This is a genomic window from Nonomuraea africana, assembly GCF_014873535.1.
Classification (GTDB): Bacteria; Actinomycetota; Actinomycetes; order Streptosporangiales; family Streptosporangiaceae; genus Nonomuraea; species Nonomuraea africana.
The window spans coordinates 9,363,511-9,389,436 of the sequence record NZ_JADBEF010000001.1 but is presented as its reverse complement, the minus strand read 5'-3'; the positions used below and the strand labels follow the sequence as shown (position 1 = coordinate 9,389,436).

Genomic DNA, 25,926 nt, shown 5'->3' with positions numbered 1-25,926 from the left:
CGCACTCGCGACTGTTCCCGTCCCGCAGGCCCTCTGAACGCGCGTGGAGGGCCCAAACGTGCCATCGGGGCATTGGTGCCTGCATTGGTCCTCGCCGCGACCCTGAGCGACTCCTGGAGCCTCAGGATCACCTGCACATCCCGGAGAGACTGGCGTACGGTAGGGATCAACGTCTTCCCTCTCGCGTCTCGGGTACTCACATGGCAGAGAACCAGGATGATCAAGGGTCGCCCGCCCGCATTCCGCCATGGGCCATTCGGCTACGGACCAAACGAGAATCAAATCTCTGGTCACAGACGGATATGGCTATCGCGCTCGTGGAAGCAGCCGACGAAAGAACCCGAACTCAACTACCCAAACGAGAAAGCCTTTGCCGAAATATCAGGGCTTGGGAATCGGGATCGGCCATGCCCGGCGCGCTCTACAGCATGCTTTACGCGCGCGCATTCCAGATGGATCGAGACGAACTCTTCGCCGATGACATTCAAGCCACCGAGATCACAAACAGCGCACCACGCGAGAATGATCGTGAAGGAATGGACTCGACACGACGCAGTCTCCTGATGGGAGGCTTGGCCTCCCTGACGTTCCCAGCTTTGGGGCTGGATGAGCTCAGACACATATCCGCCATGCTGCTGGATGCGCATCGCTACACCGACCGCGACATTGTGCACTACTTCGGCAGGCAACTCGAGTTCTGCGCCGACCGCGATGGACGGTTCGGGCCACGACAAACCCTCCCCATAGTTCTCGGGCTGCTCGCCGCTGTAGAAAGATCAGGAACCGAAGCCAAGTCAAATATCCGCAGAGAGGTCTTCGGCATAGGAGCACAGGTCGCGGAATTCGCTGGATGGCTCTATCGAGACATGGCGATGCTGGAGCAGGCCAGCTACTGGCACGACCGAGCAATCGAGTGGGCGCAAGTATCCGGGAACCTGGCCATGCAGGGCTACGTGTTGCTGAAGAAGAGCCAGGTCGCCTGGGACGATCGGAATGCCATTCGGATGATTACCCTCGCCGAAGCCGTTCAGGACGGGCCATGGCGTATACCTGTCCGTGTGCGTGCGGAGGCTATCCAGCAAGAAGCAAGGGCACAAGCGATGCTGTCTGGAAAAGCCGATCTCATTGATCGAAAGATCGACTTGGCTCGCGAAATGCTGGAGAACGCCAAGCACGACAGCCAGCGCTCAACAGCAAAGATTTCGCCGCACTACGACGATGCTCTCTTCGCTGCACAGGTGGCGATCTGTTACACAGAAGCAGGAAGATATCAGCAGGCGAGGAGCCTGTACGATGAATGGCTGTCTGAGGACACGTTCTCGCGGCGAGATTACGGATACTTCCTGTCGCTCAAGGCCGGTACATGCGCGGCCCTACAAGAGCCTGACGAAGCATCCGGTCTAGGGATCAAGGCGCTGGCGCTGGCGCGCGAAACAGGCTCTGTCCGGACGGCACGGGAAGTCTCCCGTCTTGTCGGAATGCTCGACAGGTGGCGGACAAGGGAATCCGTCCAAGAGCTGCGCTCAATAGCCGGAAGCTAGTCGGCTTCCGTCAGCCATTTTGCGATCTCGTCGATGACGAAGCCCTGCCATGCTTGTGTTTGCGGATCGCTGTACTGGGGATCATCGTGGATCGCGATCCCGTGCTGTGCGCCATCGATTTCCAGCAATATTGCGTTGCCAGACATGATGCTGACCGCGCTCCGAGAGGACTCGATGGGTATAAAGGTGTCCTGCGTTCCGTGAATGATCAGAGTAGGCGCCGAAATATGCCTGAGAGCTTTGTGTGGTTGGACATGAAAGACCTCGTTGAGTAGCGCCCGTCCAAGCTTGAAGGTTGGAGAGTGTTCTATCGAACCCTTTTCCTCAAGCAGGTTTCCGGCTTCCGCGTTAATGCGGTCATCATTCCAGTACGGCTTGTCGTCGACGAAACGCTTTTTGTAGTCGAGGAGAGGATTGATGAGTGTCAACCGGCGCACCAGGACAGGATTGCGCGACGTGTAATAGGCCGCGATGCCGCCTCCGAAGCTTGCGCCAATAATGTTGGCCTTGGCGCTTCCCGTCTCGTCGCACACGTGCGTGACAGCCGCATGAATGTCGTTCGCCACACCAGAGATGGTCAGCTCTTCCTGAGTTCCCGAACTCTCGCCATGTCCTCGAAAGTCGAAACGAAGAGATGGGGAGCCAGCGCGGGCCAGCCCTTCAGCAAGGCGTGTGAAGAAGCCACCCTCCTCACGATTCACGCCACCACCGTGTACAAGAACAGTTGGACTGGTTGCTACATGTTCGGGAACAGTAAGCGTCCCGAACAAATCCAATCCATCGAGACTCCGAAACCTAGTGGTGCGAGCGCTGATCATGGTGTCGCCTTTCGCTGGATTGGCGTTCACCTCATCATCGACGACGATCCGCTTGGGCTCAAGCGTGGTGACGAAGTGTCATCGTCTCATTGTCTCGTCTCAGCGCCCATTCGATGCCTACACGCGCAGACGCGCGCGAGGCGTGAGACAGTGAGACGATCACGCATAGTGACGGAGGCCAGCCGTGGTGCCGTGGCGGCGTTGCCATTCAATGCGAATCGGCAGGTCGATATCTGCGCTCATAAATCCGAGTGGCCAGATAGATGTGATAAAGCTCAGTCGCCGTGTATCCGTCTTCATCTTTCCGCGTGTCCAACGCGAAGTGATCCAGGAATTGGACCTTGGAAAGTGGTGGCGACAGAGTGGCATGGTATGCAGCCAAACGCCGCACCCTGTCGATGAGACTTGCATGCGTAGGCATCGCCGACGACCTACTGGTGTACTTTGTCGGCAAGGCGATGACTACCGGCCCTGACATCGAGGTAGCGGCGATATACGCGCCGTGCGGTCGTCCATGGATCCAAAGCCGGGTGGAATGCGTATACCGGCCTCCCGGTCTTCTCGTTGGAACGGCCCGTGCGCCACCAGAAGCACAGTTGTCCGTTGACCATTCCACACCATACGAGCAGATCAACCCACACACTCAGGACTGCCACGCCATCACCGGCGTGAAGATCTGCCACGATGTTGAGGGAGCACAGCTCCTCACGAAGCGACTCGCACGAATTGACGGCTGGGTATGAGGTATCTGGCACGCATTAATCAAACTGCCGCGTGGTCAGCCGTGCCAGAGGAGGTATGCGGAGATCGGCGGAGGTCAGCGGAAGGGCTTCCCCTGCGGTCGCGTCTGAGACTGGTTAGAGGTCATTCTGGTCGATGTCGATGCGGCCGTAATCGAATACGCCGTTCGCCGGTGTGTCGGCCGCTTTTATCCTGATCGCTGCGAACAGAAAGCGCAGTACGGCATTGAGCCTTTCGTGTTTTCCCGCTTGTTCGAGTGCTTCCCAGGTGGCGTGGGCATCTGGGCCGACCATCCCTGCGAGCACTTCGACGGCAGGCCGCACTATGGTCTTGTCCTGGATCTTCTTGATGCGCTTCTCTACCGCCTTTCGCATCTCACGATATTCGGCAGTGTCGATCTCCCGACTGTCCCACATGTCTTTGAGTTCTGAGAGTTCTGCTTGTTCGGCTTCTATCGCTGCTTCGTCCTCTTCCGAGAGAATAGCGGCTCTCTCTCGCCCGGTAATGTCAAGACGTTCCAGAAGATCAATGGCTGCGTCCTTGACGAATGATTCCAGGGTGATCGCGCCTATGCTGCGGAAACAGCGAGTGGACTTGTCGGGGTTCCTGTGCGAGCCGCACATGTAAACGGGCCTGCCGTCATTCATGGACCTCCCGACCATGAGGCGTCCGCAAGCAGAGCAGTAGACGATCCCCCGGAGGAGGTAGAACCTGGTCCGTGCGTGGGTTTCTTTGAAAGCGGCGGAACGGAAGGTGCGGCGTTCTTGCGCCTCGCGCCACATACCCTCGTCGATGATCGCGGGCCATGTCCCTTTGCCGATCTGCTTCCCTCTGAACACCATGATCGAGGCGACATGAGTGGAATCGATCACGTTGAGCAGGGTATTGATGCGCCAGAGCTTTCCCTGAGCCGTTTTCACGCCGCGCCGGTTGAGGTCTTCCATCATCTGGAACGGCGTCATGCCGTCGAGGAAGCTCTCGAATATCCAGCGGATTACCTTGGCTTCTTCTGGGATGATGTCCACTGCGTTCGGTGCGTATCCGTAGCGCCGCTTGCCGCCGGTTTTCGGCTTGCCGTCCCTTGCTCTGTCCAGCATCGTAGCTTTTACGCGGCGTGAGGTGTCATCTGAGGATCGGCAGGCGTGCGCCACCTCGATACGAAGAAAGAACCTGTCGTCAGGGTCGGACAGGTCACGGCGATTGGCTTCCCCGTGCAGCGTGATCCCGTGCTCATCGGAGATCGTCAACAGTTCTTCTAAGTCTCGTGGTTGACGCATGAGCCGGTCGGGATGGTAGGCGATCACGTGCGTGATTCCTTTGCGCATCACAGCGAGGAGCGCATCCCATCCCGGGCGCTTCCTGTCCCGCGTCCACGCGGAGCGATTGTTGTCGATGAAGATGTTCTTGGGGTTCACTATGAGCCCGAGACGTTCAGCGGTCGCGAGGCAAATCCGCTCCTGCCGGTCCACGCCTGTCTGATCCTCGTCACGTACGTGGGAAATGCGGCAGTAAATCGCCGCTTCCTGTCCGCGCCATGCATCGCGATTTCGTCGGCCTTCGTCTGGATGGGTGAGCCTGGCCAGGCTACGGTGTCTTCGTGACTGTTCTCGATCTTCTAAACTCATGAACCCACGCTACAAACTGCATGTGGGATGCGCGATGTGGGCGCACACGCCATGGCAGGGGCGTTTCCTCCCCCACCCTCTTTCTCCCGAGGAGCGCCTGCGGGCCTACGCGAGCTGGTGCGACGCGGTGGAGGGCAACACGACGTTCTACGCGACACCGGCGAGGAGCACGGTGGAGTCGTGGGCGCGGCAGACCGGCCCCGACTTCCGCTTCGTGGTCAAGCTGCCCAAGCCGATCACGCACGAGCGCCGCCTGACCGGCGCCGACGAGGAGCTCCGCGCGTTCCTGGAGGCGATCGAGCCGCTCGGGCCGAGAGCCCATGCCCTCTGGGTGCAGTTGCCTGGCTCGTTCGCCCCGGCCGACCTCGGCACGCTGGCGGCCTTCCTGCGCCGGCTCCCGAGCTCGCACAGATACGCCGTCGAAGTACGGCACCGCGCCTTCTTCGAGGACGAACGGTCCGAGCGGCTCCTCGAACGGGTTCTCGCGAGCGCCGGCGCCGAGTGGATCCCGTTCGACACCACCGCCCTGTTCCAGAGCCCGCCGACCAGCGACGCCGAACGCGACGCGTGGACGAAGAAGCCGCGCGTGCCCCGCCGGTCGCGCGCTCTCACCGACCGTCCGATCGTTCGCTACCTCGGGCGCGACTCCATGGAGCGCACGGTCGAGGGCTGGCAGCACTGGATCGGCACGGTCACCGAATGGCTCCGTAAAGGCCGCTCGCCGACCGTGTTCATCCACACCCCTGACAACGCCGACGCGCTGGTGCTCGCGCGCCGCTTCCACGACGAGGTGCGGGCCCGGCTGCCCGAGGTCGAGCCGCTGCCCGAACCGCTGCCGGCCGAGCCGCTGACGCTCTTCTGAGCGTTCGTCCGGGTACTCTCACGATCGCGGGTACGGGGCGATGCCTTCGATCTCCACGAGCAGATCCGACCGGCAGATGTCGACGGTGAAGTAGACGATCTCCGCCGTGTCGGAGAAGGCCGCCGCGCACGCGGCGCGGACGACCGGGAGGTCCTCCGCACGACGGACGTAGACCTTGACGAAGCGCAGATCCTTCAGCGTCCGGCCGTCATCGATCCCGTGGGCCAGCAGGTTCTCCCTGCTCATGACCATCGCCATGTTGCCGAGCGTCACGTCGCACTGCTTCGCGATGTCACCGGCGTGGACCGTCTCGTGACCGAGGATGCTGGCCGTGCCCGCGACGAAGAGGTCACCGGCGCCGTCGATGCCGGGCGGGGAGAAGGACGTGGCGCGCGCGAACTTCGGCGGGCGGGGACCGTACAGGTGGGGATAGGAGGGGGCCGGAACCTGCAGCGGGTTCTCGAGGTTGCGCACCCGCCCGCTCCTGGACGCCAGCAGGTACCAGCTGATGCCGCCGCCCAGGGCGCCGATCCCGGTCGCGGCCGGCATGTCGCCGGCTCGCCCGAGATGGTGATCCACCGCCTCGGCCCGGCCCAGGCAGAAGTCCCGGTAGATCTCCATGCCGTCCGCGTTGGCGCGGTTGATGTCGCCGATGAAGTGCCAGATCCGCATGACGTGCGGATAGTCGAGTTTGCCGATCAGATCGAAGGCCGCCCGGTAGGCGTTGCGCACCGGCTCCCGGTACGACCCGCCCTCCGGAACCTGACCGGCGCAGAAGAGGTACTCGCCATCGTGGGCGTAGGCGAGATCCTGGTACATGCCCGACACGACGGGCGAGTCCGTCTCCCACACCTCGGTGACGCGTTCGACCTCGGCGCCGACCAGGTGGATCCCGATCTCCGAAGCACCGGCGCGGACGGCCGGCGCACTGTGGTGGCCGAGAAAGGCGACCCGGCCGAGGACGTGCCGCCCGGACGGCGTCGCTTCGGGGGATCGGACTAATCGGCAACGGAGTCCATGCGGGTATGTCGCCATCTGTACCGTCCCTCGCCCGTCAGCCCGCCGCCCGGATCCGAAGCTCTCGCCGGCTGAGTTTGCCCGTCGAGGTCCGCGGGAGCTCGGCCACGAAGATCATCTCCGCCGGCACCTTGTACCAGGTCAGCCGCTCCTTGGCCAGGTCGGTCAGCTCGCCGCGGATCGTGGCGTGATCCGCCTCGTCACCCTTGGCGATGAGGAAGGCCAGCAGCCGCGACGTGCCGTCCTCGGCCCTGGTCGAGCAGACCGCCGCCTCGAGCACGAGCGGATGCCGCGCCAGTACGTCCTCGATCTCCGCGGGGTGCACGTTCTGCCCGCCGACGATCTCGATGTCGTCCGCTCTGCCGTGGATGCGGAGGTAGCCGTCGTCATCCATGGTGGCCGTGTCACCCGTGGGCCACCAGCCGCTCTCGCCGTGCCGCGGAACCTCCGAGGGGGAGCCGATGCCGGGCGCGATGGTGGACCCGGCGACCTGCATGTTCCCCTCGGCGCCGGCGGGGACGGGTTCGCCCTCGTCGTCGACCAGCCGCACCCGGAACGGCGGCAGCACCCGCCCCACCGTGCCCTCCCTGGCGTCGGACAGGGTGTTCGCGGCGAAGACCTGCCCCACCTCCGTGGTGCCGAGGACGTTGAGCAGCCGTCCGCCGAGCACCTCCCGCAGGTTGGCCTCCAGGGCCGGGGCGAGCACCTCACCGGCCGTCATGGCCATCCGGAGGCCGGCCAGCGGCGAGAGATCGGGCTCGGCGAGCAGCCTGGCGTAGAAGCTGGGCTGGGCGTAGAACACGGTGACGCCGTGGTCGCGGATCGCGGCGAGCGCGGCCGCGGGCGCGGGGCGTTCCGCCGCCAGGACGGCTGCGCTCCCGCTGAGCAGCGGGTAGAAGAGCGTGTTGCCGAGCCCGTAGGAGAAGTACATCCGGGACACGGACAGGCTCACGTCATCGGGCCGCAGATCGAGGACCCGGCCGAACGCGGAGTCGAAGACGTACGGGTCGCCGTGCGTGTGGAAGCAGAGGCGGGGGCGGCCCGTGGTCGTGCCCGAGGTGAGGAGCGCGATGCCGGGAGTGTCGGGCGCGCACTCGGCCGCCGCCGGCGCCGGAGCCCCCTCCGACCCGGCCCTGATCAGGTCGTGTGTGACCGTGGCGGCGTCGAAGACGTCGGCGATCCGGGGGTCGGCGATGACGAGCCTCGGCCGCGCGAGCTCGGCCGTCTGCCGCAGCTCGTCGGGGTGGAGGTCGGCGTTGACGAGGGCCACGATCGCGCCGAGGCGGAGCGTCCCGAGGATGGTCCAGATCAGCTCGATGCCGTCGGGCAGCGACGCCAGCACCCGGTCACCCCGGCGTACGCCTGAGGCGGCCAGGAACCCGGCCACCCGCTCGGCCCCCGCGAAGACGTCGGCGTAGCGGTGGACGGTGCTTTCGACGAGATAGGCCGGGCGATCGAGCCATCCCTGGTCCCGAGCGGTTCGAGCGAGACGTTCGGCGAGATTGTAGGTGCCCGTCATCAAACAGCTCCTCCGACCGTCAGGACACGTCCGCTTCCCCAACCCCATTCATGATCTTCGTGAGCTTTCTACAGGGGCTGACTGAGTACCGTCAATAGCGCCGATGCGGCGGCGACCGCCGTTCATCTCCTGGCTAGCCGCTGTTCAGACCAACGCCTACGCCCGAGATCTCTTTGGTGGACGGTCACCTGTGTCTCGCCCCACGATCATGCTTCTCCTGCCGCCCTTCGAGGGCCTCATGGTAGGACCTGATCAACCGGCGCGCGTTGGCCGGGGAGCGCAGCAGGTGGGCGGTTTCCTGAAGAGCTTCGTATTCCTCTGCGGCGACGAGGTAGGCGTTACCGCTCTTTGACACGATTTCGACGGCGGTGCGGTGTTGTTGACCTCTTCGATAAGAGAGAGCAGGCGACTGCGAGCCTCGCTGGCAGTGATGGACACAAGCCCCCCTTTTCTCTAGTGGCACAACCCACCAAAGGCCACCTCACAAGTGAAGTGCACAAGTGGCGCCGAGGTGCATAGGTTCAGGGAGGTCCCACCTCGGCGAGAGCGCAGGACGTCAGCCACATGGGGAGCGCGAGGGTTCTCCCTCGCCGGGGCCCGGCTGTCACGGCCCGGACCCCATGGCGCGAAGCGCCCCCCTGTGAGGACGACGCCTTTCAGCACTCGATGACGTTGACCGCCAGGCCGCCGCGGGAGGTCTCCTTGTACTTGTCGAGCATGTCGCGCCCCGTGTCGCGCATCGTCTTGATCGCCTTGTCCAGCGACACGAAATGCTGCCCGTCGCCCCGCATCGCGATCCGCGCCGCCGCGATCGCCTTGATCGAGGCCACCGCGTTGCGCTCGATGCACGGAATCTGCACCAGCCCGCCCACCGGATCACAGGTCAGCCCGAGGTTGTGCTCGATGCCGATCTCCGCGGCGTTCTCCACCTGCTCCGGCGTGCCGCCCAGCACCTCCGTCAACCCCGCCGCCGCCATCGAACACGCCGAGCCGACCTCGCCCTGACAGCCCACCTCGGCGCCGGAGATGGAGGCGTTCTCCTTGAACAACACCCCGATCGCCGCCGCCGTCAGCAGGAAGCGGACCACCCCGTCGTCGTCGAAGCCCGGCACGAACCTCGCGCAGTAGGTCATCACCGCCGGGATGATGCCCGCCGCCCCGTTGGTCGGCGCGGTGACGATGCGCCCGCCCGCCGCGTTCTCCTCGTTGACCGCCAGCGCGTACAGGCCCACCCAGTCCATCGCGTGCAACGGATCCCGCTCGGCCGACTCGGCCTGCAGCTTGCGATGCAACTGATGCGCCCGCCGCTTGACGCGCAGCCCGCCGGGCAGCACGCCCTCCTTGGCGATGCCGCGCCGCACGCACTCCGACATCACCCGCCACAACGTCAGAATCCCCTCGCGGATCTCCTGCTCGGTGCGGCCGAAGGCCTTCTCGTTCTCCAGCATCAGCCCCGAGATCGACAACCCGGTGTTGGAGCAGTGCTTGAGCAGTTCCTCGGCGGTGGTGAAGCTGTAGGGCAGCACGGTGTCGTCGGGCTTGATCCGGTCGGCGCCGGTGGCGTTCTCGTCGACCACGAACCCGCCGCCGACGGAGAAGTAGACCTTCTCGCGCAGCGGTGCGCCGTCGGCGGCGAAAGCGGTGAAGCGCATGCCGTTGGGGTGCTCGGGCAGCGAGATCTTGCGTTCGAAGACCAGGTCCTGGCCCACCACGAAGGGGATCTCGTGCTCGCCCATCAGCGTGATGCGGCCGGCCTGGCGCATCTCGGCCAGCCGGGCCTCGACGGTGTCGACGTCGACGAGTTCGGGCTTGTCGCCCGACAGGCCGAGCAGGACGGCCTTGTCACTGCCGTGGCCCTTGCCGGTCAGGCCGAGCGAGCCGTACAGGATGGCCTCGACGCGGGCGGTCCGCTCCAGCAGCCCGTCGGCCCGCAGGCCGCGGGCGAACTTGTGCGCGGCGGCCATCGGGCCGCCGGTGTGGGAGCTCGACGGGCCGATACCGATCTTGAAGAGATCGAAGACGCTGATCGCCATTGATGCAGCCCAACTCTCGGACATGCCGGGGTCCTGGCTGGACCCCGGCGGAGTGTGTCAGTTGTCGCCAGAGGTGAGCGCGGTGTACTCCTCCGCGCTCAGCAGGTCTTCGGGGTCGCCCTCAAGGCGGACGCGGAACATCCAGCCCTCGCCGTACGGCTCGCTGTTGACCAGGTCGGGCTTGTCCACGACGGCCTGGTTGACCTCGACGACCTCGCCGCTGACCGGGGCGTAGATCTCGCTCACCGACTTGGTGGACTCGACCTCGCCGATCGAGTCGCCCGCCTCGACGGTGGCGCCGACCTCGGGAAGCTGCACGTAGACCACGTCACCCAGCGCTTCGGCCGCGTAGGCGGTGATGCCCACGGTCACGGTCAGGCCGTCGTCGAGTCCGGCGACCCACTCGTGCTCCTTGGTGTAGCTCAGGTCGTCAGGGATGGTGCTCACTTGTTCCTCCTGTAGAAAGGCAGCTCCACCAGGTCCACAGCCTCTTGGCTGCCCCGGATGTCAACGGCCAGACCTTCTTCTATCCCAGTGTCCACGTACGCCATCGCGATCGGCTTACCGAGGGTCTGCGACGGGGCGCCGCTGGTCACCTCGCCCACCACGACACCGTCCTTGGTGACCGGGTACCCGTGACGCGGGACCCGGCGGCCCGTCGCGACCAGGCCGACGAGGCGGCGGCGCGGCGGAACATCCTTGATGGGCTCCAGCGCGGCCCTGCCGACGAAGTCCCCCGGCTTGTCGAACTTCACCACGCGGCCGAGGCCGGCGTCGAACGGCGTGAGCGAGGAGTTGAGCTCGTTGCCGTACAGCGGCATGCCGGCCTCGAGGCGCAGGGTGTCGCGGCTGGACAGCCCGGCGGGCAGCAACTCGTACGGCTCGCCGGCCTTCGTCAGCGCGTGCCACAGCGGAGCGGCGTCGGCGTTGGCGACGAACAGCTCGAAGCCGTCCTCGCCGGTGTAGCCGGTGCGGGCGATCAGCGCCTCGGCGCCGGCGACGGTGCCGGGCAGGCCCGCGTAGTACTTCAGGCCCTCGAGGTCGGCGTCGGTGAGCGTGGCCAGGATCTCCTGGGCCTTGGGGCCCTGGACGGCGATGAGAGCGTACTGGTCGGAGCGGTCCTCGACGGCCGCGTCGAAGCCGGAGGCGCGCTCGGTGAGCCGCGCGGCGACCATCGGGTAGTTGGAGGCGTTGGCGACCACCATGAACTCTTCGTCACCGAGCCGGTAGACGATGAGGTCGTCGAGCACGCCGCCCTGCTCGTTCACGATCATCGTGTAGCGGGCGCGGCCGACGGCCAGCGCCGAGAGGTGGCCGACGAGGGCGTAGTCGAGCGCCTGGCCCGCCTGCGGCCCGGTCACGAAGATCTCCCCCATGTGCGACAGGTCGAACAGCCCGGCCCGCTCGCGGACGGCGTTGTGCTCGGCGGACTCGCTGCCGTAGCGGAGCGGCATCAGCCAGCCGGCGAAGTCGGTCAGCGTGGCGCCGAGACTCTCGTGGATGTCTCGCAGCGGCGTCGGTCGGGACATGGTGCGCACCTCAGAATGGGTCGGATGCCAGGATCCTCCCCCTCTGTCATCGGTGCCTGAGAGCTTCGCCCGAATTTGCCGGACTTTCACCTTCGGCGAGGCCCACAGGCCTGCTTTCCAGAGGTCACCTGGCCCACGCGGTCCTTTGCCTTGAGAGGTTCGCGGGGAGGGCTTGCTCCTTCAGGGGTCATGGCCGGCTGCCAGGACGCTCTCCCGCGTGGGTTCAACGGTGTCTGGGGGCCAGCCTAGTACGGATTCGGCCAGCAAGGGAAAGGTGCGGGCGGGGGGACTCGAACCCCCACAGTGTCTCCACCAACAGGACCTAAACCTGCCGCGTATGCCTATTTCGCCACGCCCGCGCAACTCCCGCTCAGAATAGCGCCCAGGGCGGCGGCGGAGATACTCGTTTGCGATCAAGCCCGCCGAAGGGGCGGGCTTGATCGCAGGCCTCAGGCGAGGCCGAGCTTCTTCTTCAGCCCGGCCACGTGTCCCGTGGCCTTCACGTTGTAGAGCGCCTGCTCGATCTTCCCGTCGGCGTCGATCACGAAGGTCGAGCGGATCACCCCGACGACCTCCTTGCCGTACAGCTTCTTCGTGCCGTACGCGCCGTACGCCTTGTGCACCTCGAGGTCGGGGTCGGACAGCAGCGGGAAGGTCAGCGCGTCCCGTTCGACGAACTTGACCAGTTTGTCGGTCTTGTCCTTCGACACGCCGAGCACGACGAAACCCTCGTCGGTGAGCCGGCCCAGGTTGTCGCGGAAGTCGCACGCCTGCTTGGTGCACCCAGGCGTCATCGCGGCGGGGTAAAAGTACAGGATGACGCGCTTGCCACGGAAGGCGTCGAGGGAGACGGCGCCGCCGTCGGCTGCGGGTAGCGAGAAGTCCGGCGCGGCGTCGCCGGGCTGGAGCTTGGTTTCGGTCACGGGTCCTCCTTAGAGGGCCCAACCTACCCCTCGCCCGCTGTGCCGTCCGGCACCGCGACCTGACAGACTGATCACCTGAGAGAGGAGAGCCATGGCCGACACCGACCCCGATGAGCTGGAGCGCCGGATCGCGCGCACGCGTGCCGAGCTCGCCCAGACCGTCGACGCCATCGCCGACCGGGTGAGCCCGAAGCGCGTCGCCCAGCGCGGCGTGGAAGAGGTCAAGTCGAGGGCCGAGCACTTCGTGTCGTCGGTCGGCGACATCGTGGGCGTCACGCCGCGGCCGGTGCGCTTCGGCGACAACCCCGACGACCTGTGGGAGGACGAGCAGCCCAGCCTCGGGCCCGCGCTGATCGCGGTGGGCGCCGTGCTGGTGATCGGCGCGGCGCTGGTGCTGTGGAAGAGGCGCAGGCGAGGCTGAGTCAGAGGAAGGTCTTGCCCTCGCCCCTGTAGGTCGGGACCTCCTCGACGACCTTGTCGCCCTCCACCAGCAGCAGGCCGGCGAAACGCTCGCACAGCTCGCCCGCCTTCGCGTGGCGGAACCACACCCTGTCGCCCACGCGCAGGTCTTCGGCGGGCTGGCCGAGCAGCGGTGTCTGCACCTCGCCCGCGCCCTCGTCGGCCGAGTAGCGCAACCCCGCGGGCAGGTACGGCTGGGGCAGCCGCGAGGGCCCCGGCGCCCCCGAGGCCAGGTAGCCGCCGCCGAGCACGGTGACCACGTCCGGCGCGGGACGGCGGACCACCGGCAGCGCGAACAGCGCGGCGGGGCGGCCGCTGAAGCGGCGGTAGAAGTCGAAGAGCCTCGGGTGGAAGAAGCCCGACCCCGCCGCGACCTCGGTGACCGCCTTCTCCCTGACCGTACGGTCGACGCTGCCGGTGCCGCCGCCGTTCACGAACTCCAGGTCGGCCAGTTGCCTGACGGCGTTGACGACGCGGCCGCGCCGTATGATCAGCTCCCTGGCCGAGCGGGCCTGCATCAGCCTGATGACGCGGGCGAAGGCCGCGTTGCCCGGCGGGTCGTCGCCCACGCCGGCGATCTGCGCCTCGTACGCCATGAGGCCCACCAGCCTGAAGCCGGGCCGCTTGGCGATGTCGGCCGCCACGTCGGCGGCGTGCGCGGGCTCGCGCACCGGCGAGCGGAGGGCACCCGCGCGGAAGCGCCCGCCGAAGGCGACGTAACCGGCGTCGACGTCGACGCAGAGGCGCAGCGGCGGCCTGTTCACCGGCACGGCCGACTCGATGAAGTCGAGGTGCTCGGCGGAGTCGACCATGATGGTGATCTCGCGCGCGGCGTGCTCGGCAGCGGCGAGCCGGGCCAGCGCCGCCCGGTCGGCCGTCGGGTAGGCGACCAGCACGTCGGTGAAGCCGCAGGAGACCAGCCACAGCGCCTCGGGCAGGGTGAAGGCCATCACGCCGCGGAAGCCTTCCATGGCCAGGATGCGCTCCAGCACCGGACGCGACCTGACGGACTTGCTCGCGACCCTGATGGGCTTGCCGCCCGCCCTGCGGACCAGGCTCTCCGCGTTGGCCCGCAACGCCTCCATGTCGAGAATCGCGAAGGGCGGATCGAGCTCGGCGGTGGCCCGGTCGTAGCGCTGGCGGTCGTCCATATCAGCAGCGTAATACCGATACTAGCCAGCAAAGATCCCGCAAACCGGCGGCGAGGAAGGCTTTATGGCCGGGCATGCCCCTGTACCTCTGGACGGTGTGATGACAACACTCCAGGAGCTCCTGCCTGGCGGAGCCACCCTGACCGAAAGGGACACGCCCCGCCGCAGGGCGGCGAGAGTGCTCAAACCCGCACGAACCCCCGCAGGCGTCGCGGTCGCCGCCACGGTGGCGGCAGCCCTCTCGCTGACCGCCGCCGAGGTCGTCGCCGCGCTGCTGGGCGGCAGGCTCGGCGTGATGCCGATCAACAAGGTGGCGAGCCTGGCCGCCGACACCCGGTGGTCGCATCCGACCCTGCTGTCCGGCGCGCTGGTCGCCGGGGCACTGGGGCTGGTGCTGCTCGGGCTCGCGGTGCTGCCGGGCCGGGCCAGGCTGGTGGCGCTGGAGACCTCCGATCCCCGGCTGGTCATCGGCATCACCAAATCGGGACTGCGGCGCACGCTCAGGACCGTCGCCGAGGACGTCGACGGGGTGCAGAGCGTCAGGGTACGGCTGCGCCGCCGCCTGATCGAGGTCACGGTCATCTCCGACGCCGAGCGCACGGGCGCGATGCTGCGCAGGACCGGCACGGCCGTCGGCGACCGGCTGAACGGGCTGGGCGCGATCTGCGCGGGCGAGGTCGTGGTGCGGCTGCGCAGGAGGAGTCGATGATGCGGCAGTACGCGGGCAACAGGATCGGCCTGTCCGTCGTGGGCGTCGTCCTGCTCGGCGGCGGCGCCTACACCTTCCTGCGCGGCACGGGACGGCTGCCCCAGGCCAAGGAAGCCAGGGTCCTGGACATCGACGTCGCCGCCTACCTCGCCGCCCACCCGTGGATCTCGTGGGCGGGCGCGCTGGCGCTGGTCCTGGCCGCCATGGTCACCGTCAGGTGGTTGCTCATGGCGCTCGGCTGGGGCCGTCTCGGCCACCGTTCCGGCACGGGCACGGCGCTGCTCTGCGTCGGCCTCAAGGACATGGAGGGCATCAGCCGTACCAAGGTGCGGGTGGTGGGCGGCGACCGGATGCGGATCGCGGTGACCTGCCCCGCGACCGCCGACGTGGGGGCGCTGGTCGGCAAGCTGGACAAGGAGATCGTCGGCAGGATCAGGCGTGACGTGGGCGCGGAGGGCATGGGCGCGCTGGTGCGCCTCCACGTCCGCCGCGGACCCGCGAACCCGCGAAGGGGTTCATGAAGATCGGGTGCGCTGGCAGCATGTCCTCATGCCCTTGTCCCGAAGGCCCGTGCCGGCCCTCGTCCACCTCTCGGTGGCCTTCGTCCTCGGCTCCACGGTCGCCGTCACCCTGCTGGCCGACACCGATCTCGTCCTGCTCAACGACACGCTCTTCCACCCCGTGCTCCTCGGAGTGACCGCGATCCTGCTCGGCGGCCTGGGCGTCAGGGAGCTGGTGCGGCCCGTCGGCTGGGCCAGAGCCGTGGTCGTGGCCGTGACGGTGGTGGGCATCCTCTGCTGGCTCCAGATCGGGTTCAGGTGGTCCGTCCTCGTCCCGACCGAGATGGGCTTCGTGGACGGCCCTGGCAGGTTCAGCGTGCGCGTGCAGGAGCAACCGCGCTTCTTCGACTCCAGCGTCGTGCTCAGCGTCCGCTCGGACGAGGGGCTGCTCAGCCGCGAGTGGCCGCTCGACTGTCCCGGCTTCGAGATCGAGCAGGACGAGCTCCACCTGATCCGGTGGGCCGGCGCGGGGAGGGTGGAGGTGCACCTGCCCGACGAGGCTCCGATCGGGGTCGACCTCGATCCCGTCTCGGGCCGTCCCGTGGGCGTCTGCCGGTAGGGGGCCTCACCTGGAAGCGGATGGTGGGGCGCTCTCAGGGTCTGGGTCGCGCGGTGCTTCCTCTTCACCGCGCGACCCAGCGGCGTGATCATGATCCGCCATCACGATCTCCCTTTACTCGCCCCAGAGGGCGCTCCCACTGCCGAACAATGCCGCATAGCCCATAAACACCGCGTAAACGTGGCGTGCGACCTGGGTCGTACACCGGCCTCCACCTCCAGGGGGAAGGAGGGACAGTGCGGCCTTCCATAGAGTGATGGGCGTGTTCGGCAAGATTCGCGCCTGGTCCCAGCGCCACCCCATGGTCGTGGACGCCCTGTGGTTGATGCCGCTGATCGGGCTGTGCGTCATGACCGCCACCAGCTACACCGCCCCCGTCCTTGCTCCCCTCGGCCTCGCCGGCTATCTGGCGCTGTCGACGGCGCTGCTGGTGCCGCTGTTCTGGCGGGGCAGCCACCCCCGCGTGGTGTTCGCGATCGTCTCCCTGATCAGCTTCTTCCAGTGGCTGGCGGCCGTCGACGCCTTTCCCGCCAACGCCGCGGTGCTGGTGGCCCTCTACTCCGTGGCCACCAGGTGCCCGTTCAGATGGGCGCTCGCCGCCGGCCTGGTGGCGGAGCTGGGCGTCTTCCTGGCCCTCGTGCACTGGGACTCCGTCACCTTCAGCATGTTCTTCGGCTGCACGGTCTTCACGCTCACGATCTGGCTCACCGGCCTGTACGCCAACACCCGCCGCCGCTACCTCGAAGGCCTGGAGGAGCGGGCGGCACGGGCCGAGCGTGAGCGTGACCAGCAGGCCAGGATGGCCGCCGCCGCCGAGCGGGCCAGGATCGCCAGGGAGCTGCACGACGTGGTCGCGCACAACGTGAGCGTGATCATCGTCCAGGCCGACGGGGCGGGTTACGCCATCGACAGCGATCCCGAGCAGGCGCGCAGGGCCGTACGGGCGATCTCGAAGACCGGCAGGCAGGCGCTGGCGGAGATGCGGCGCATGGTCGGGGTGCTGAGGGAGGACGGCTCGGGCGCCGCCGACTACACCCCGCAGCCGGGGCTCGCGCAGCTGGAGGAGCTGGTGCGCGGTTCGGGCCTGCCGGTGGACCTGCGGGTGACCGGCGTCCCGCAGGAGCTGCCGGAGGGCGAGCAGCTGGCGATCTACCGGCTCGTCCAGGAGGCTCTGACCAACACCCTCAAACACGGCGGCCCAGGGGCGCGCGCCCTGGTGGAGATGGAGTACGGCATGCACGAGCTCGTGGTACGCGTGACCGACGACGGCAGGGGCGCCGCCGCACCGCGCAGCCCCGACGGACACGGTCTGCTCGGCATGCGCGAGCGCGTCTCCATGTACGGCGGAGCCGTCCAGGCCGCGCCCCGGCCGGGCGGCGGCTTCGAGGTACTGGCCAGGCTGCCGGTCGCGGCATGATCAGGGTGATGCTGGTCGACGACCAGGAGCTGCTGCGGGCCGGGTTCAAGATGGTGCTGGCCGCCCAGCCCGACATCGAGGTGGTGGCCGAGGCGGGCGACGGCCTCCAGGCGCTGGAGCGGCTCGAGACCACCGACGTCGACGTCGTCCTGATGGACGTGCGCATGCCCGTCATGGACGGCGTCGAGGCCACCCGCAGGATCGACGGGCCGAAGGTGCTGATCCTGACCACCTTCGACCTCGACGAGTACGCCTACTCCGCGATCAAGGCGGGGGCGTCGGGCTTCCTGCTGAAGGACGTGCCGCCCTCCGACCTGGTGAGCGCGATCCGCTCGGTGCACAACGGCGACGCGGTGATGGCGCCGAGCGCCACGCGCAGGCTGCTCGAGCGGTTCGGCGCGCACCTCACCACCGACCGGCTGCCCGACGGCAGCCTGCTGACCGCGCGCGAGCGCGAGGTCATGCTGCTGGTGGGCAGGGGGCTGTCCAACACCGAGATCGCCGAGCGGCTCGCCCTGGCGGAGGCGACGGTGAAGACGCACCTGGGCAGGGTGCTGGCCAAGCTCGAGCTGCGCGACAGGGCGCAGGTGGTGGTCTACGTGTACGAGGCGGGGTTGATCGTGCCGGCGGATCGGCCGAAAGGCTGACCCGGGTCATCTGAGGTGTGACACGAAGTCCGTCCTCAAGGCCCACGGAATGCCCGTTCCGCGCACCTAGCGTGATCTGCGTGACAACGAACATGACATTCACCCAGGCCCCGCCCGCCGTCGTGGCCAGGGACGTGACGAAGACCTACGGCCTCGGCGACGCGCAGGTGCACGCCCTTCGCGGGGTGGACGTCGCGTTCGCCACCGGCGCCTTCACCGCGATCATGGGCCCGTCCGGCTCGGGCAAGTCGACCCTGATGCACTGCCTGGCCGGGCTGGACACGGTGACCTCGGGCGCCGTGTCGATCGGCGACGTCGAGCTGACGGGGCTGAGCGACAAGCAGCTCACGCTGTTGCGCAGGGACCGGATCGGCTTCATCTTCCAGGCCTTCAACCTGCTGCCCACGCTGACCGCCGAGCAGAACATCAGGCTGCCGCTGGAGATCGCCGGACGGCAGGCCGACCAGGTCCTGTTCGACCGGGTGATCCAGACCGTGGGGCTGCGCGACCGGCTCGGCCACAAGCCGACCGAGCTGTCGGGCGGCCAGCAGCAGCGCGTGGCCGTCGCCAGGGCGCTGATCAGCAAGCCGCAGGTGATCTTCGCGGACGAGCCCACGGGCAACCTCGACTCGCGCAGCGGCGCCGAGGTGCTCTCCTTCCTGCGCACCAGCGTGCGGGAGCTGGGCCAGACGATCGTGATGGTCACCCACGACCCGGTCGCCGCCGCCTACGCCGACAGGGTCGTCTTCCTGCGCGACGGCGAGCTGGTCACCGAGATCTCCCAGCCCACCCCGCAGACGGTCCTCGACACCCTGATGAAGCTGGAGGCCTGAGTCCGTTGATCAAGACGACTCTCGCCGGACTCAGGGCGCACAAACTGCGCCTCCTGCTCACCTCCGTGGCGATCACGCTCGGGGTGGGCTTCATCGCCGGCACGTTCGTGCTCACCGACACCATCCAGGCCGGATTCCTGCAGAAGGTCACGGCGGACGCCGGCAAGGTGGCGGTCGCCGTCCTGCCGGCCGAGGGCAAGCGGCTCCCGGACGAGGTGCTGGAGAAGGTGCGCGGGCTCGACGGCGTGACCGGCGCGCAGGGCCTGGTGCGCGGCAGCGCGCCGCTGCTGGGCGGCGACGGCAAGGCGGTCGGCGACCTGCCCACCTCCGCGATCTCCGTCAGCGACCGCACGACGATCACCGAGGGCACCGCCCCCGCGGGCGCCGCCGAGGCGATCGTGGACACTAACACCGCCAGGGCGCAGGGCTTCACGGTGGGCGGCACCGTCACCGTGCTCGACCACAAGGGCGCCAGGCACGACTTCGAACTCGTCGGCCTCTTCGACGTCGGTCTCGACCAGGAACTCGGCTACACGGGAGCGGTCGGGTTCACCGCCGCGACCGCGAAGCTCATGACGGGAGAGAAGGGCTACCGCGAGATCGACGTGGCGGGCGCCGATCCCGCCGCGCTCAAGCAGAGCATCGCCACCGCCCTCGGCGGCGGCTACGAGGTCAAGACCGGCACCGAGCTGGCCGAAGCGCTGTCGGCCGCCAACGGCGTCGAGCTGGAGTTCATCACGCTGGGCCTGCTGATCTTCGGCCTGATCGCGATGCTGGTCGCCGCGCTGGTCATCTACAACACCTTCAACATCCTGGTGGCCCAGCGCACCAAGGAGATGGCGCTGCTGCGCTGCATCGGCGCGACCAGGGGCCAGGTGTTCGGCTCGATCCTGATGGAGTCGGTGGTCGTCGGCCTGCTCTCCTCGGTGCTCGGCCTGGCCGTCGGCTACGGTCTGGGCGCGGGCGCCATGGCCCTGCTCGGAGCGTTCGACGCGCCGCTGCCCACCGGTCTGGCCGCCACGCTCGCGCCCAGGACGATCGCGATCGGCCTGCTCATCGGCCTGGTCGTGACGGTGGGCGCGGCGCTGCTGCCGGCCCGCTCGGCGACCGGGGTGGCGCCGATCGCGGCGCTGCGCGCCCAGGTGGAGGAGCAGACCTTCAGGACCGGTCTGATCCGCGTGCTGCTGGCCGGGTTCCTGTTCCTGGCCGGAATCGGCGCCACCGTCTCGGCGGTGATGATGGAGCCCGGCGACCAGTTGCCGCTCTTCATCGCGATGGCCGGCTGCTCCCTCGTCTTCCTGGGGGTGCTCGTGCTCGGGCCCGTGCTCGTCAGGCCGCTCAGCGGGCTGGTGGGCTGGGTTCCCGGCCGGCTGTTCGGGGTGCCGGGCAAGCTGGCGGTGGACAACTCCGGCCGCAACCCGAAGCGGGCGGCCACCACCACGATCGCGCTGACCGTCGGCGTGACGCTGATGACGCTCATCTCGGTGCTCACCGCCTCCACGAGGGTGTCGATGGCGGCCAAGCTCGACTCCCAGTTCCCCGCGGACTACCTGATCGCCACGCAGTCGCGGGACGCCACCATCCCCCGCTCGGTCGGTGAAGCGCTGCGGGCCAAGCCCGAGCTCGAGTCCGTCCTCCAGCTCCGCGAGGCGAACGCCAGGATCGGCAGGCACGAGACCCAGGTCGGCACATTCACCGGGCCCGCGACCATCAAGAGCCTCGGCCCCGGCGAGGTGGCCGTCTCCGAGACCCTGGCCAAGGAGTGGGGCGTGCGCGAGGGCTCCCCCGTCGAGCTCAGGACCAAGAAGGCGGGCACGGTCACGCTGAAGGTCAGCCAGCTGCTCGACGGCGAGAGCCTGCTGCCCTCGGTGACCGTCGCCGCCCGGTCCTACGACGAGTACTTCGGCAAAACTCCCGACTCGATGATCTACGTCAAGATCAAGGACGGCGTCGACCCCGACCGGACCAGGAAGATGGTCGAGTCGGCCACCGCGGCCCACCCGACCGTGCAGGTGATCAGCTCCACCGACGTCCGCGGCCAGTACGACGACGCGCTGGACATGACCCTCATGATCGTCACGGGCCTCCTCGGCCTGGCGATCCTGATCTCCCTGCTGGGCATCGCCAACACGCTCTCCCTGTCGGTGCACGAACGCACCCGTGAGTCCGCCCTCCTGCGTGCGCTCGGTCTGACCAGGGCGCAGCTGCGGCGGATGCTCTCGGTGGAGGCGCTGGTGCTCGGCCTGATCGGCGCGCTGGTCGGGGTCACGCTCGGCATCGCTTTCGGCTGGGCGGCCGTCAGGACCATGATGGAGGGCGCGACGCTGGCGGTGCCGTTCGGGCAGATCGCCCTGTTCGTGGCGCTGTCGGGACTGGCCGGCGTGCTCGCGGCGGTGCTGCCCGCCAGGAAGGCCGCGCGCGCCTCGATCGTGGGCTCGCTGGCCGGCGGCTGAGCGGTGGGTGGTGGTCCGGCCGTCAGCGGGGGCGGCGGCCGGGCCACTGCTCGGCCACCGTCTCGGGGTTGAGCAGCGGCCTGATCACCACCTCACCGGTGCTTCCGTCGATGACGACGCACCCGCCGCCGACCGTCTCCGGCAGGACGGCAGGGTCCTCGGGCTCGGGCGGCTTGGCCCAGACGACGTAGCCGTCGCCGAAGGCGTGGACGCCCAGCTCCACCGGCTCCCGCCGGGCGCCGTTGAAGTACTCCTCCGCCACCGCCCGCGCCTGGTCCAGGTTCATCTCCGCTCCCCTCGTCTGTCGACGATCGCGCCGAACACCCCTGCCACCAGCTCGTAGGGCGGCTCGACCGCCATGTGCCCGCGCTGGGCGTCGATCCAGATGACCTCGCCCTCGGCGTTGACGGCGTTCCACGCGTGCGAGCCGCCACCCGGCCAGCGCACGACGATGACCGCGGCCGCGCCGTGGCCGGCCTCCGACAGGCGTCGCGCGATCAGCGGATAGGCGTGGCGGCCCAGCCCCACGTGCTCCAGCCGCTGGCCGAGCCATCGCTCGATCCTGGCCGTGCCGCCCGTCTCGCCCGTGAGCAGCGGGCGGCCCACCGCGTCGTACTCGGGCTGCCGTGGCGCGGCCACCACTGGCTCCCCGTGCCAGGTGGAGACCACCGCGAGCGCGCAGTCGGCCGCGTTGCTCGCCCTGAACGGGTCCGCCGCCGGCCCCATCCCGTTGATCAGCCGCACCCAGGTGCCCCGCGGGTCGGCGAAGCGGGTGCCCTCGGGCACCGCGCGCGCCAGGTCCGCCTCCGACTGCGGGTCGGCACGGGCCAGCCCGCCCAGCAGGTCGTACGGCCGGCACTCGGTCAGTGGCGGCGGCCGGTGCGGCAGGTCGAACCAGTCGGGATCACTCGGGACGCTCTCCAGCACCGATTCGGCGGCCCGCTCGTAGTCGCGCCACCGCACCCCGTCGGCGATCAGCGGGTTGTACCCACCCTCGGGAAGGCTCTCGCGAAACATCTCGCCGCCTCCTTCGTGTTCGACGACCGATCGTAGGCGGCCGATCGCGCGCAGTCAGGAGGTTAGGAGATTTCCCAGGTGAAAGCAGGTCTTTCAGGCCACCCGCACGTTGACGGAGTGCCAGCCCGTCGCGCCGTCGGGCGCGACGTGAGCCCGCTGCCCGGTCTGGGTACGGCCCGCCGCGTCGGTCGCCCGCACCTCGATCGTGTGCTCGCCGGGCACCGCGTCCCAGTCCAGCGCCCACTGCCGCCACGTGTCGGGTCCCGGCACCTCCGCCAGCCTCGCCCGCTGCCAGGCGCCGCCGTCGACGCGCACCTCCACCGCCTCGATCCCGGTGTGCTGCGCCCACGCCACCCCCGCCACCGTCGTACGGCCGGCCTTGACGGTCTGGCCCTGCTTGGGCAGGTCGATCCGCGACTGGGTCTTGATCGGCCCCTTGGCCGCCCAGCCCTTCGGGGTCCAGTAGGCCTGGTCGGTGTCGAACCGCGTCACTTTGATGTCCACGACCCACTTGGTGGCCGACACGTACCCGTAGAGACCGGGCACGACCTGCCTGACAGGGAAGCCGTGGTCCACGGGCAGCGCCTCGCCGTTCATCGCGACGGCGAACAGCGCGTCGCGCCCGTCCATCACCACGTCCACCGGCGTGCCGCAGGTGAACCCGTCGGCGGAGGTCGACAGCAGCATGTCGGCGTCGGCGCGCAGCCCCGCCGCGCGAAGGACATCGGCCATCCGCACCCCTAGCCAGCGGGCGTTGCCCACGTACGGCCCGCCGACCTCGTTCGACACGCAGGTCAGCGTGATGTCGGCCTCGGTGAGCGGCCTCCTGAGCAGGTCGTCGAAGGTCAGCTCGACCGGCCGGTCCACCAGCCCGTGAACGCGCAGGGTCCACTCCCTCGGGTCGACCTGGGGGACGACGATGGCGGTGTCGACGCGGTAGAAGTCCTTGTTGGGCGTGACGAACGGCGACAGCCCGTCGAGGCGCAGGTCCACGCCCCTGGGCAGCGGCCTGGCCGGGGTGGCCGGCCTCGGCAGGGCGAGCTCCGTGCGGGCCGTGTCGCCCACGCGCCGCCCCGACAGCACCTGTCCCGCGAGACCGGAGGCGCCCGCCACGGCGAGCCCGCCCGCCATGCCGATCATCAGCCGGCGCCGGTCGAAGGCGTACAGCTGCGCGCCCGCCCGCATGACAGCGGGCCGCTCGACGCTCGCATGACTCTCGCCCCCGGACGGTTCCACCGCCCCAGCGCGCGCGGAGACATCAGCGGCGGCGTCCGCGGACGTCCCCGCGGGGACTTCGGCGGATGTTCCTGCGACTGCGGCGGATGTTCCTGCGGGGACTTCTGCGGGGACTGCCGTGGGGCGCGCCGCACCGGCCGGCGTGACCGCGCGGTGGAACAGCAGGGACAGCGCCCAGGCTCCGGCCAGCGCCCCCACCACCGTGGCGAGCCCGTCGACCGCCCCCGCGTCCGGCCTGGAGACCACCGCCAGCAGCCCCACCACGCCGAACAGCGCGAATCCCGCCTGACCGAGGCGGACGCTCCGCCTGGACAACACCCCGATCCCGGCGGCCGCCAGCGTCAGCACCACCGACACCCCGCTCACCAGAACGGTCTTGTCGCTCTCCCCGAACGTGCGGATCGCCCAGTCCTTGACCGGCGCCGGCGAGAGATCCACCGCCGCGTCCGCCACGGCCACGACCGGGAACGAGCCCGGCGCCAGCACCGCGGCGACCACGTAGGCGACGCCGAGCGCCACCGCCCCGGCGACCACTCCTGCCAGCGCCGCCGCCCATGCCGGAACCACCTTGTCGCTGTCCACAACCTTGACGCTACGCCGGAGGAGCGGGGGGAGATCTTACGGGCCTGTTACGAAGGACCCCGACGTCGCGGCGGGCACCGAAGTCCTGCTGGAGCGGCGTGCTGGACGGGCGGTCGGCGGTGACCCCGGTGGGCTCGACCCGGCCTGCCGTAAGGGAAGGCAGGCGAGCACGGCGAGCTCCCCAGCCGGGCGCCCAGACGAGCACGGAGCGGTCGGGGACGGCAGCGACGCCCGCCGCGCTCCCGGTGACCGCTCCAGATCGGCTCGGCAGGAGCACGACCAGCGATGCGGCGGCAACCGGAGAGACCAGGACAGCGGCGACGCGACCACCCGACCGCCAGACGGCGGGAAGGTGACGATCGGGGGGTCAGGAAAGGAGAGAGGCGACGATCGGAGCGAGGGCCCGGAAGGCGCGGCCGCGGTGGCTGATGGCGTCCTTCTCCTCGGCCGACATCTCCGCCGTCGTGCGCGTCTCGCCGTCGGGCACGAAGATCGGGTCGTAACCGAAGCCGTTGGTGCCGCGGCGCTGCCTCAGCAGCCGGCCCTCGAGCACCCCCTCGACCACCCGCTCCTCCCCCGACGGCAGCGCCAGCGCCGCCGAGCAGGTGAAGTGCGCGGTCCTGCGCTCGTCGGGGACGTCGGATACCTGGGCGAGCAGCAGGTCGAGGTTGGCGTCGTCGTCGCCGTGCTTGCCCGACCAGCGTGCGGAGAAGACGCCAGGCATGCCGTTGAGCGCGTCGACGCACAGCCCCGAGTCGTCGGCCACCGCGGGCAGGCCCGAGCCCTGCGCGACGGCGTGCGCCTTGAGCAGCGCGTTCTCGGCGAACGTGAGCCCCGTCTCGGCCACCTCGCCGATCTCGGGGAACTCCTCGAGACCGACCACCTCGAACCCGCCGAGGATGCGGCGCAGTTCGACGATCTTGCCCGCGTTGCGGGTCGCCAGCACGATCCTCATCGGCCCAGCGCCTCCTGCTGGTGAAGGGTGAGCTCCTCGCACCCGGCCACCGCCAGGTCGAGCAGCTGGTCGAGCGCCTGCCGGTCGAAGGGGGCGCCCTCGGCGGTGCCCTGCACCTCGACGAAGGCGCCCGAGCCCGTCATCACGACGTTCATGTCGGTCTCGGCGGCGACGTCCTCGACGTAGCACAGGTCGAGCATCGGGACGGACTTGACCAGGCCGACCGACACCGCGGCCACCGAGTCGATCAGCGGGTCGCCCGGGCACATCTTGCGCTCGCGCATCCAGGCGACGGCGTCGGCCAGCGCGACGTAGGCGCCGGTGATCGCCGCGGTGCGGGTGCCGCCGTCGGCCTGCAGGACGTCACAGTCGAGCACGATCGAGTTCTCGCCGAGCGCCTTGTAGTCGACGCAGGCGCGCAGCGAGCGGCCGATCAGCCTGGAGATCTCGTGGGTACGCCCGCCGATCTTGCCCTTGACCGACTCGCGGTCGTTGCGGGTGTTGGTCGCCCTCGGCAGCATGGCGTACTCGGCCGTCACCCAGCCCTGGCCGCTGCCCCTGCGCCAGCGCGGGACGCTGTCCTGGACGGAGGCCGCGCAGAGCACGCGGGTGCCGCCGAACTCCACCAGCACCGATCCCTCGGCATGACTGATCCACCCTCTGGTGATCTTCACCGGGCGGAGCTGGTCAGGGGTGCGTCCATCCTGTCGCGACATGCAGATCACCCTATCCCCGTGTCA

General features: G+C 68.6%; 25 protein-coding genes, 1 tRNA gene and 2 riboswitches. Of the genes, 10 read left to right on the top strand and 16 right to left on the bottom strand.

The annotated features are described in order from the left end of the window. Positions 1-200 precede the first annotated feature (200 nt). Positions 201-1,541, top strand: a complete 1,341-nt coding sequence (locus H4W81_RS44920; protein WP_192780372.1) for an NsdA family TPR-like regulatory protein — start codon at positions 201-203, stop codon at positions 1,539-1,541. Here the strand turns inward: H4W81_RS44920 and H4W81_RS44915 are convergent. Continuing rightward, a complete protein-coding gene (locus H4W81_RS44915) occupies positions 1,538-2,359 on the bottom strand; it encodes an alpha/beta hydrolase (RefSeq protein ID WP_192780371.1) in 822 nt (273 codons plus the stop codon). The two genes, H4W81_RS44920 and H4W81_RS44915, sit on opposite strands and share 4 nt — an antisense overlap. An 857-nt stretch (positions 2,360-3,216) precedes the next feature. Further along, positions 3,217-4,725 (bottom strand): recombinase family protein, encoded by a 1,509-nt coding sequence (locus H4W81_RS44910; protein WP_192780370.1) that lies wholly within the window; start codon positions 4,723-4,725, stop codon positions 3,217-3,219. Between H4W81_RS44910 and H4W81_RS44905 the strand changes: the two genes are divergently transcribed. After that, on the top strand, positions 4,724-5,587 hold the full coding sequence (locus H4W81_RS44905) for a DUF72 domain-containing protein (protein ID WP_225959088.1): 864 nt from the start codon (positions 4,724-4,726) through the stop codon (positions 5,585-5,587). The two genes, H4W81_RS44910 and H4W81_RS44905, sit on opposite strands and share 2 nt — an antisense overlap. Before the next feature lie 18 nt (positions 5,588-5,605). Here the strand turns inward: H4W81_RS44905 and H4W81_RS44900 are convergent, their stop codons facing one another. The 8 genes from H4W81_RS44900 to bcp form a co-directional block, all read right to left on the bottom strand. Beyond that, a complete protein-coding gene (locus H4W81_RS44900) occupies positions 5,606-6,622 on the bottom strand; it encodes an FkbO/Hyg5 family chorismatase (protein WP_192780369.1) in 1,017 nt (338 codons plus the stop codon). A gap of 19 nt (positions 6,623-6,641) precedes the next feature. After that, positions 6,642-8,123, bottom strand: a complete 1,482-nt coding sequence (locus H4W81_RS44895) for a class I adenylate-forming enzyme family protein (RefSeq protein WP_192780368.1) — start codon at positions 8,121-8,123, stop codon at positions 6,642-6,644. A 184-nt stretch (positions 8,124-8,307) separates the two neighbouring features. After that, the gene (locus H4W81_RS44890) at positions 8,308-8,478 is read right to left on the bottom strand and encodes a type II toxin-antitoxin system Phd/YefM family antitoxin (protein ID WP_318782465.1); all 171 of its coding nucleotides are present in this window, start codon (positions 8,476-8,478) and stop codon (positions 8,308-8,310) included. 301 nt (positions 8,479-8,779) lie between these two features. After that, positions 8,780-10,156 carry an L-serine ammonia-lyase gene (locus H4W81_RS44885; RefSeq protein ID WP_192781427.1) on the bottom strand — a complete coding sequence of 459 codons (1,377 nt, stop codon included), beginning with the start codon at positions 10,154-10,156 and terminating at the stop codon, positions 8,780-8,782. 57 nt (positions 10,157-10,213) lie between these two features. Beyond that, positions 10,214-10,603 (bottom strand): glycine cleavage system protein GcvH, encoded by a 390-nt coding sequence (gene gcvH, locus H4W81_RS44880; RefSeq protein ID WP_192780367.1) that lies wholly within the window; start codon positions 10,601-10,603, stop codon positions 10,214-10,216. After that, a complete protein-coding gene (gcvT, locus tag H4W81_RS44875; protein ID WP_192780366.1) occupies positions 10,600-11,685 on the bottom strand; it encodes a glycine cleavage system aminomethyltransferase GcvT in 1,086 nt (361 codons plus the stop codon). Before gcvT ends, gcvH begins: the two co-directional genes overlap by 4 nt. Positions 11,686-11,718: 33 nt before the next feature. Next, a riboswitch (glycine riboswitch) is annotated at positions 11,719-11,813 on the bottom strand. After that, positions 11,814-11,911: riboswitch (glycine riboswitch) on the bottom strand. Positions 11,912-11,960: 49 nt separating this feature from the next. After that, a tRNA-Leu gene (locus H4W81_RS44870) sits at positions 11,961-12,044 on the bottom strand. A 90-nt stretch (positions 12,045-12,134) separates the two neighbouring features. Next, on the bottom strand, positions 12,135-12,608 hold the full coding sequence (gene bcp / locus H4W81_RS44865; protein WP_192780365.1) for a thioredoxin-dependent thiol peroxidase: 474 nt from the start codon (positions 12,606-12,608) through the stop codon (positions 12,135-12,137). A 91-nt stretch (positions 12,609-12,699) separates the two neighbouring features. Here bcp and H4W81_RS44860 point away from each other — a divergent pair, with 91 nt between their 5' ends. After that, entirely contained in the window at positions 12,700-13,029 is a 330-nt protein-coding gene (locus H4W81_RS44860) for a DUF3618 domain-containing protein (protein ID WP_192780364.1), read from the top strand. A gap of 1 nt (position 13,030) precedes the next feature. Here H4W81_RS44860 and H4W81_RS44855 read toward each other — a convergent pair whose 3' ends face one another. Beyond that, a complete protein-coding gene (locus H4W81_RS44855) occupies positions 13,031-14,218 on the bottom strand; it encodes an amino acid deaminase/aldolase (RefSeq protein WP_192780363.1) in 1,188 nt (395 codons plus the stop codon). 100 nt (positions 14,219-14,318) lie between these two features. Here H4W81_RS44855 and H4W81_RS44850 point away from each other — a divergent pair, with 100 nt between their 5' ends. The 7 genes from H4W81_RS44850 (at position 14,319) to H4W81_RS44820 (ending at position 21,396) form a co-directional block, all read left to right on the top strand. Continuing rightward, positions 14,319-14,927, top strand: a complete 609-nt coding sequence (locus H4W81_RS44850) for a DUF6286 domain-containing protein (protein WP_192780362.1) — start codon at positions 14,319-14,321, stop codon at positions 14,925-14,927. Then, positions 14,924-15,448 carry a hypothetical protein gene (locus H4W81_RS44845; protein WP_192780361.1) on the top strand — a complete coding sequence of 175 codons (525 nt, stop codon included), beginning with the start codon at positions 14,924-14,926 and terminating at the stop codon, positions 15,446-15,448. Before H4W81_RS44850 ends, H4W81_RS44845 begins: the two co-directional genes overlap by 4 nt. 28 nt (positions 15,449-15,476) lie before the next feature. Continuing rightward, positions 15,477-16,046 carry a hypothetical protein gene (locus H4W81_RS44840; protein ID WP_192780360.1) on the top strand — a complete coding sequence of 190 codons (570 nt, stop codon included), beginning with the start codon at positions 15,477-15,479 and terminating at the stop codon, positions 16,044-16,046. Positions 16,047-16,308: 262 nt separating this feature from the next. Beyond that, positions 16,309-17,463 carry a sensor histidine kinase gene (locus tag H4W81_RS44835; protein WP_318782464.1) on the top strand — a complete coding sequence of 385 codons (1,155 nt, stop codon included), beginning with the start codon at positions 16,309-16,311 and terminating at the stop codon, positions 17,461-17,463. Beyond that, positions 17,460-18,110 (top strand): response regulator transcription factor, encoded by a 651-nt coding sequence (locus H4W81_RS44830; RefSeq protein ID WP_192780358.1) that lies wholly within the window; start codon positions 17,460-17,462, stop codon positions 18,108-18,110. The genes H4W81_RS44835 and H4W81_RS44830 overlap by 4 nt, the downstream gene beginning before the upstream one ends. Before the next feature lie 92 nt (positions 18,111-18,202). Next, positions 18,203-18,943: an ABC transporter ATP-binding protein gene (locus H4W81_RS44825; protein WP_192781426.1), complete on the top strand. Its 741-nt coding sequence runs from the start codon at positions 18,203-18,205 to the stop codon at positions 18,941-18,943. 5 nt (positions 18,944-18,948) lie between these two features. Then, on the top strand, positions 18,949-21,396 hold the full coding sequence (locus tag H4W81_RS44820) for an ABC transporter permease (protein ID WP_192780357.1): 2,448 nt from the start codon (positions 18,949-18,951) through the stop codon (positions 21,394-21,396). A 22-nt stretch (positions 21,397-21,418) separates the two neighbouring features. On the opposite strand, the gene H4W81_RS44815 is transcribed toward H4W81_RS44820, so the two are convergent. The 5 genes from H4W81_RS44815 to rph all read right to left on the bottom strand — a co-directional run bounded on the left by H4W81_RS44815 (position 21,419) and on the right by rph (position 25,902). Next, positions 21,419-21,682 carry a hypothetical protein gene (locus H4W81_RS44815; RefSeq protein ID WP_192780356.1) on the bottom strand — a complete coding sequence of 88 codons (264 nt, stop codon included), beginning with the start codon at positions 21,680-21,682 and terminating at the stop codon, positions 21,419-21,421. Continuing rightward, positions 21,679-22,413 (bottom strand): toxin glutamine deamidase domain-containing protein, encoded by a 735-nt coding sequence (locus H4W81_RS44810; protein WP_192780355.1) that lies wholly within the window; start codon positions 22,411-22,413, stop codon positions 21,679-21,681. The genes H4W81_RS44815 and H4W81_RS44810 overlap by 4 nt, the downstream gene beginning before the upstream one ends. 93 nt (positions 22,414-22,506) lie before the next feature. Next, a complete protein-coding gene (locus H4W81_RS44805; RefSeq protein WP_318782463.1) occupies positions 22,507-24,231 on the bottom strand; it encodes a molybdopterin-dependent oxidoreductase in 1,725 nt (574 codons plus the stop codon). Between the two features lie 367 nt (positions 24,232-24,598). After that, entirely contained in the window at positions 24,599-25,186 is a 588-nt protein-coding gene (locus H4W81_RS44800; protein WP_192780354.1) for an XTP/dITP diphosphatase, read from the bottom strand. Continuing rightward, the gene (gene rph, locus H4W81_RS44795; RefSeq protein WP_192780353.1) at positions 25,183-25,902 is read right to left on the bottom strand and encodes a ribonuclease PH; all 720 of its coding nucleotides are present in this window, start codon (positions 25,900-25,902) and stop codon (positions 25,183-25,185) included. The genes H4W81_RS44800 and rph overlap by 4 nt, the downstream gene beginning before the upstream one ends. Positions 25,903-25,926: the final 24 nt, after the last annotated feature.

Excerpts from the sequence above, each read along its gene's own strand:
- H4W81_RS44915 (WP_192780371.1), bottom strand. The coding sequence starts at position 2,359 with ATGATCAGCGCTCGCACCACTAGGTTTCGGAGTCTCGATGGATTGGAT.
- H4W81_RS44800 (WP_192780354.1), bottom strand. The coding sequence starts at position 25,186 with ATGAGGATCGTGCTGGCGACCCGCAACGCGGGCAAGATCGTCGAACTG.
- H4W81_RS44900 (WP_192780369.1), bottom strand. The coding sequence starts at position 6,622 with ATGGCGACATACCCGCATGGACTCCGTTGCCGATTAGTCCGATCCCCC.
- H4W81_RS44830 (WP_192780358.1), top strand. The coding sequence starts at position 17,460 with ATGATCAGGGTGATGCTGGTCGACGACCAGGAGCTGCTGCGGGCCGGG.
- H4W81_RS44885 (WP_192781427.1), bottom strand. The coding sequence starts at position 10,156 with ATGGCGATCAGCGTCTTCGATCTCTTCAAGATCGGTATCGGCCCGTCG.
- rph (WP_192780353.1), bottom strand. The coding sequence starts at position 25,902 with ATGTCGCGACAGGATGGACGCACCCCTGACCAGCTCCGCCCGGTGAAG.
- gcvT (WP_192780366.1), bottom strand. The coding sequence starts at position 11,685 with ATGTCCCGACCGACGCCGCTGCGAGACATCCACGAGAGTCTCGGCGCC.
- H4W81_RS44855 (WP_192780363.1), bottom strand. The coding sequence starts at position 14,218 with ATGGACGACCGCCAGCGCTACGACCGGGCCACCGCCGAGCTCGATCCG.
- H4W81_RS44815 (WP_192780356.1), bottom strand. The coding sequence starts at position 21,682 with ATGAACCTGGACCAGGCGCGGGCGGTGGCGGAGGAGTACTTCAACGGC.
- H4W81_RS44905 (WP_225959088.1), top strand. The coding sequence starts at position 4,724 with ATGAACCCACGCTACAAACTGCATGTGGGATGCGCGATGTGGGCGCAC.
- H4W81_RS44895 (WP_192780368.1), bottom strand. The coding sequence starts at position 8,123 with ATGACGGGCACCTACAATCTCGCCGAACGTCTCGCTCGAACCGCTCGG.
- H4W81_RS44860 (WP_192780364.1), top strand. The coding sequence starts at position 12,700 with ATGGCCGACACCGACCCCGATGAGCTGGAGCGCCGGATCGCGCGCACG.
- H4W81_RS44810 (WP_192780355.1), bottom strand. The coding sequence starts at position 22,413 with ATGTTTCGCGAGAGCCTTCCCGAGGGTGGGTACAACCCGCTGATCGCC.
- H4W81_RS44920 (WP_192780372.1), top strand. The coding sequence starts at position 201 with ATGGCAGAGAACCAGGATGATCAAGGGTCGCCCGCCCGCATTCCGCCA.
- H4W81_RS44825 (WP_192781426.1), top strand. The coding sequence starts at position 18,203 with ATGACATTCACCCAGGCCCCGCCCGCCGTCGTGGCCAGGGACGTGACG.
- H4W81_RS44910 (WP_192780370.1), bottom strand. The coding sequence starts at position 4,725 with ATGAGTTTAGAAGATCGAGAACAGTCACGAAGACACCGTAGCCTGGCC.
- H4W81_RS44850 (WP_192780362.1), top strand. The coding sequence starts at position 14,319 with ATGACAACACTCCAGGAGCTCCTGCCTGGCGGAGCCACCCTGACCGAA.
- H4W81_RS44840 (WP_192780360.1), top strand. The coding sequence starts at position 15,477 with ATGCCCTTGTCCCGAAGGCCCGTGCCGGCCCTCGTCCACCTCTCGGTG.
- H4W81_RS44845 (WP_192780361.1), top strand. The coding sequence starts at position 14,924 with ATGATGCGGCAGTACGCGGGCAACAGGATCGGCCTGTCCGTCGTGGGC.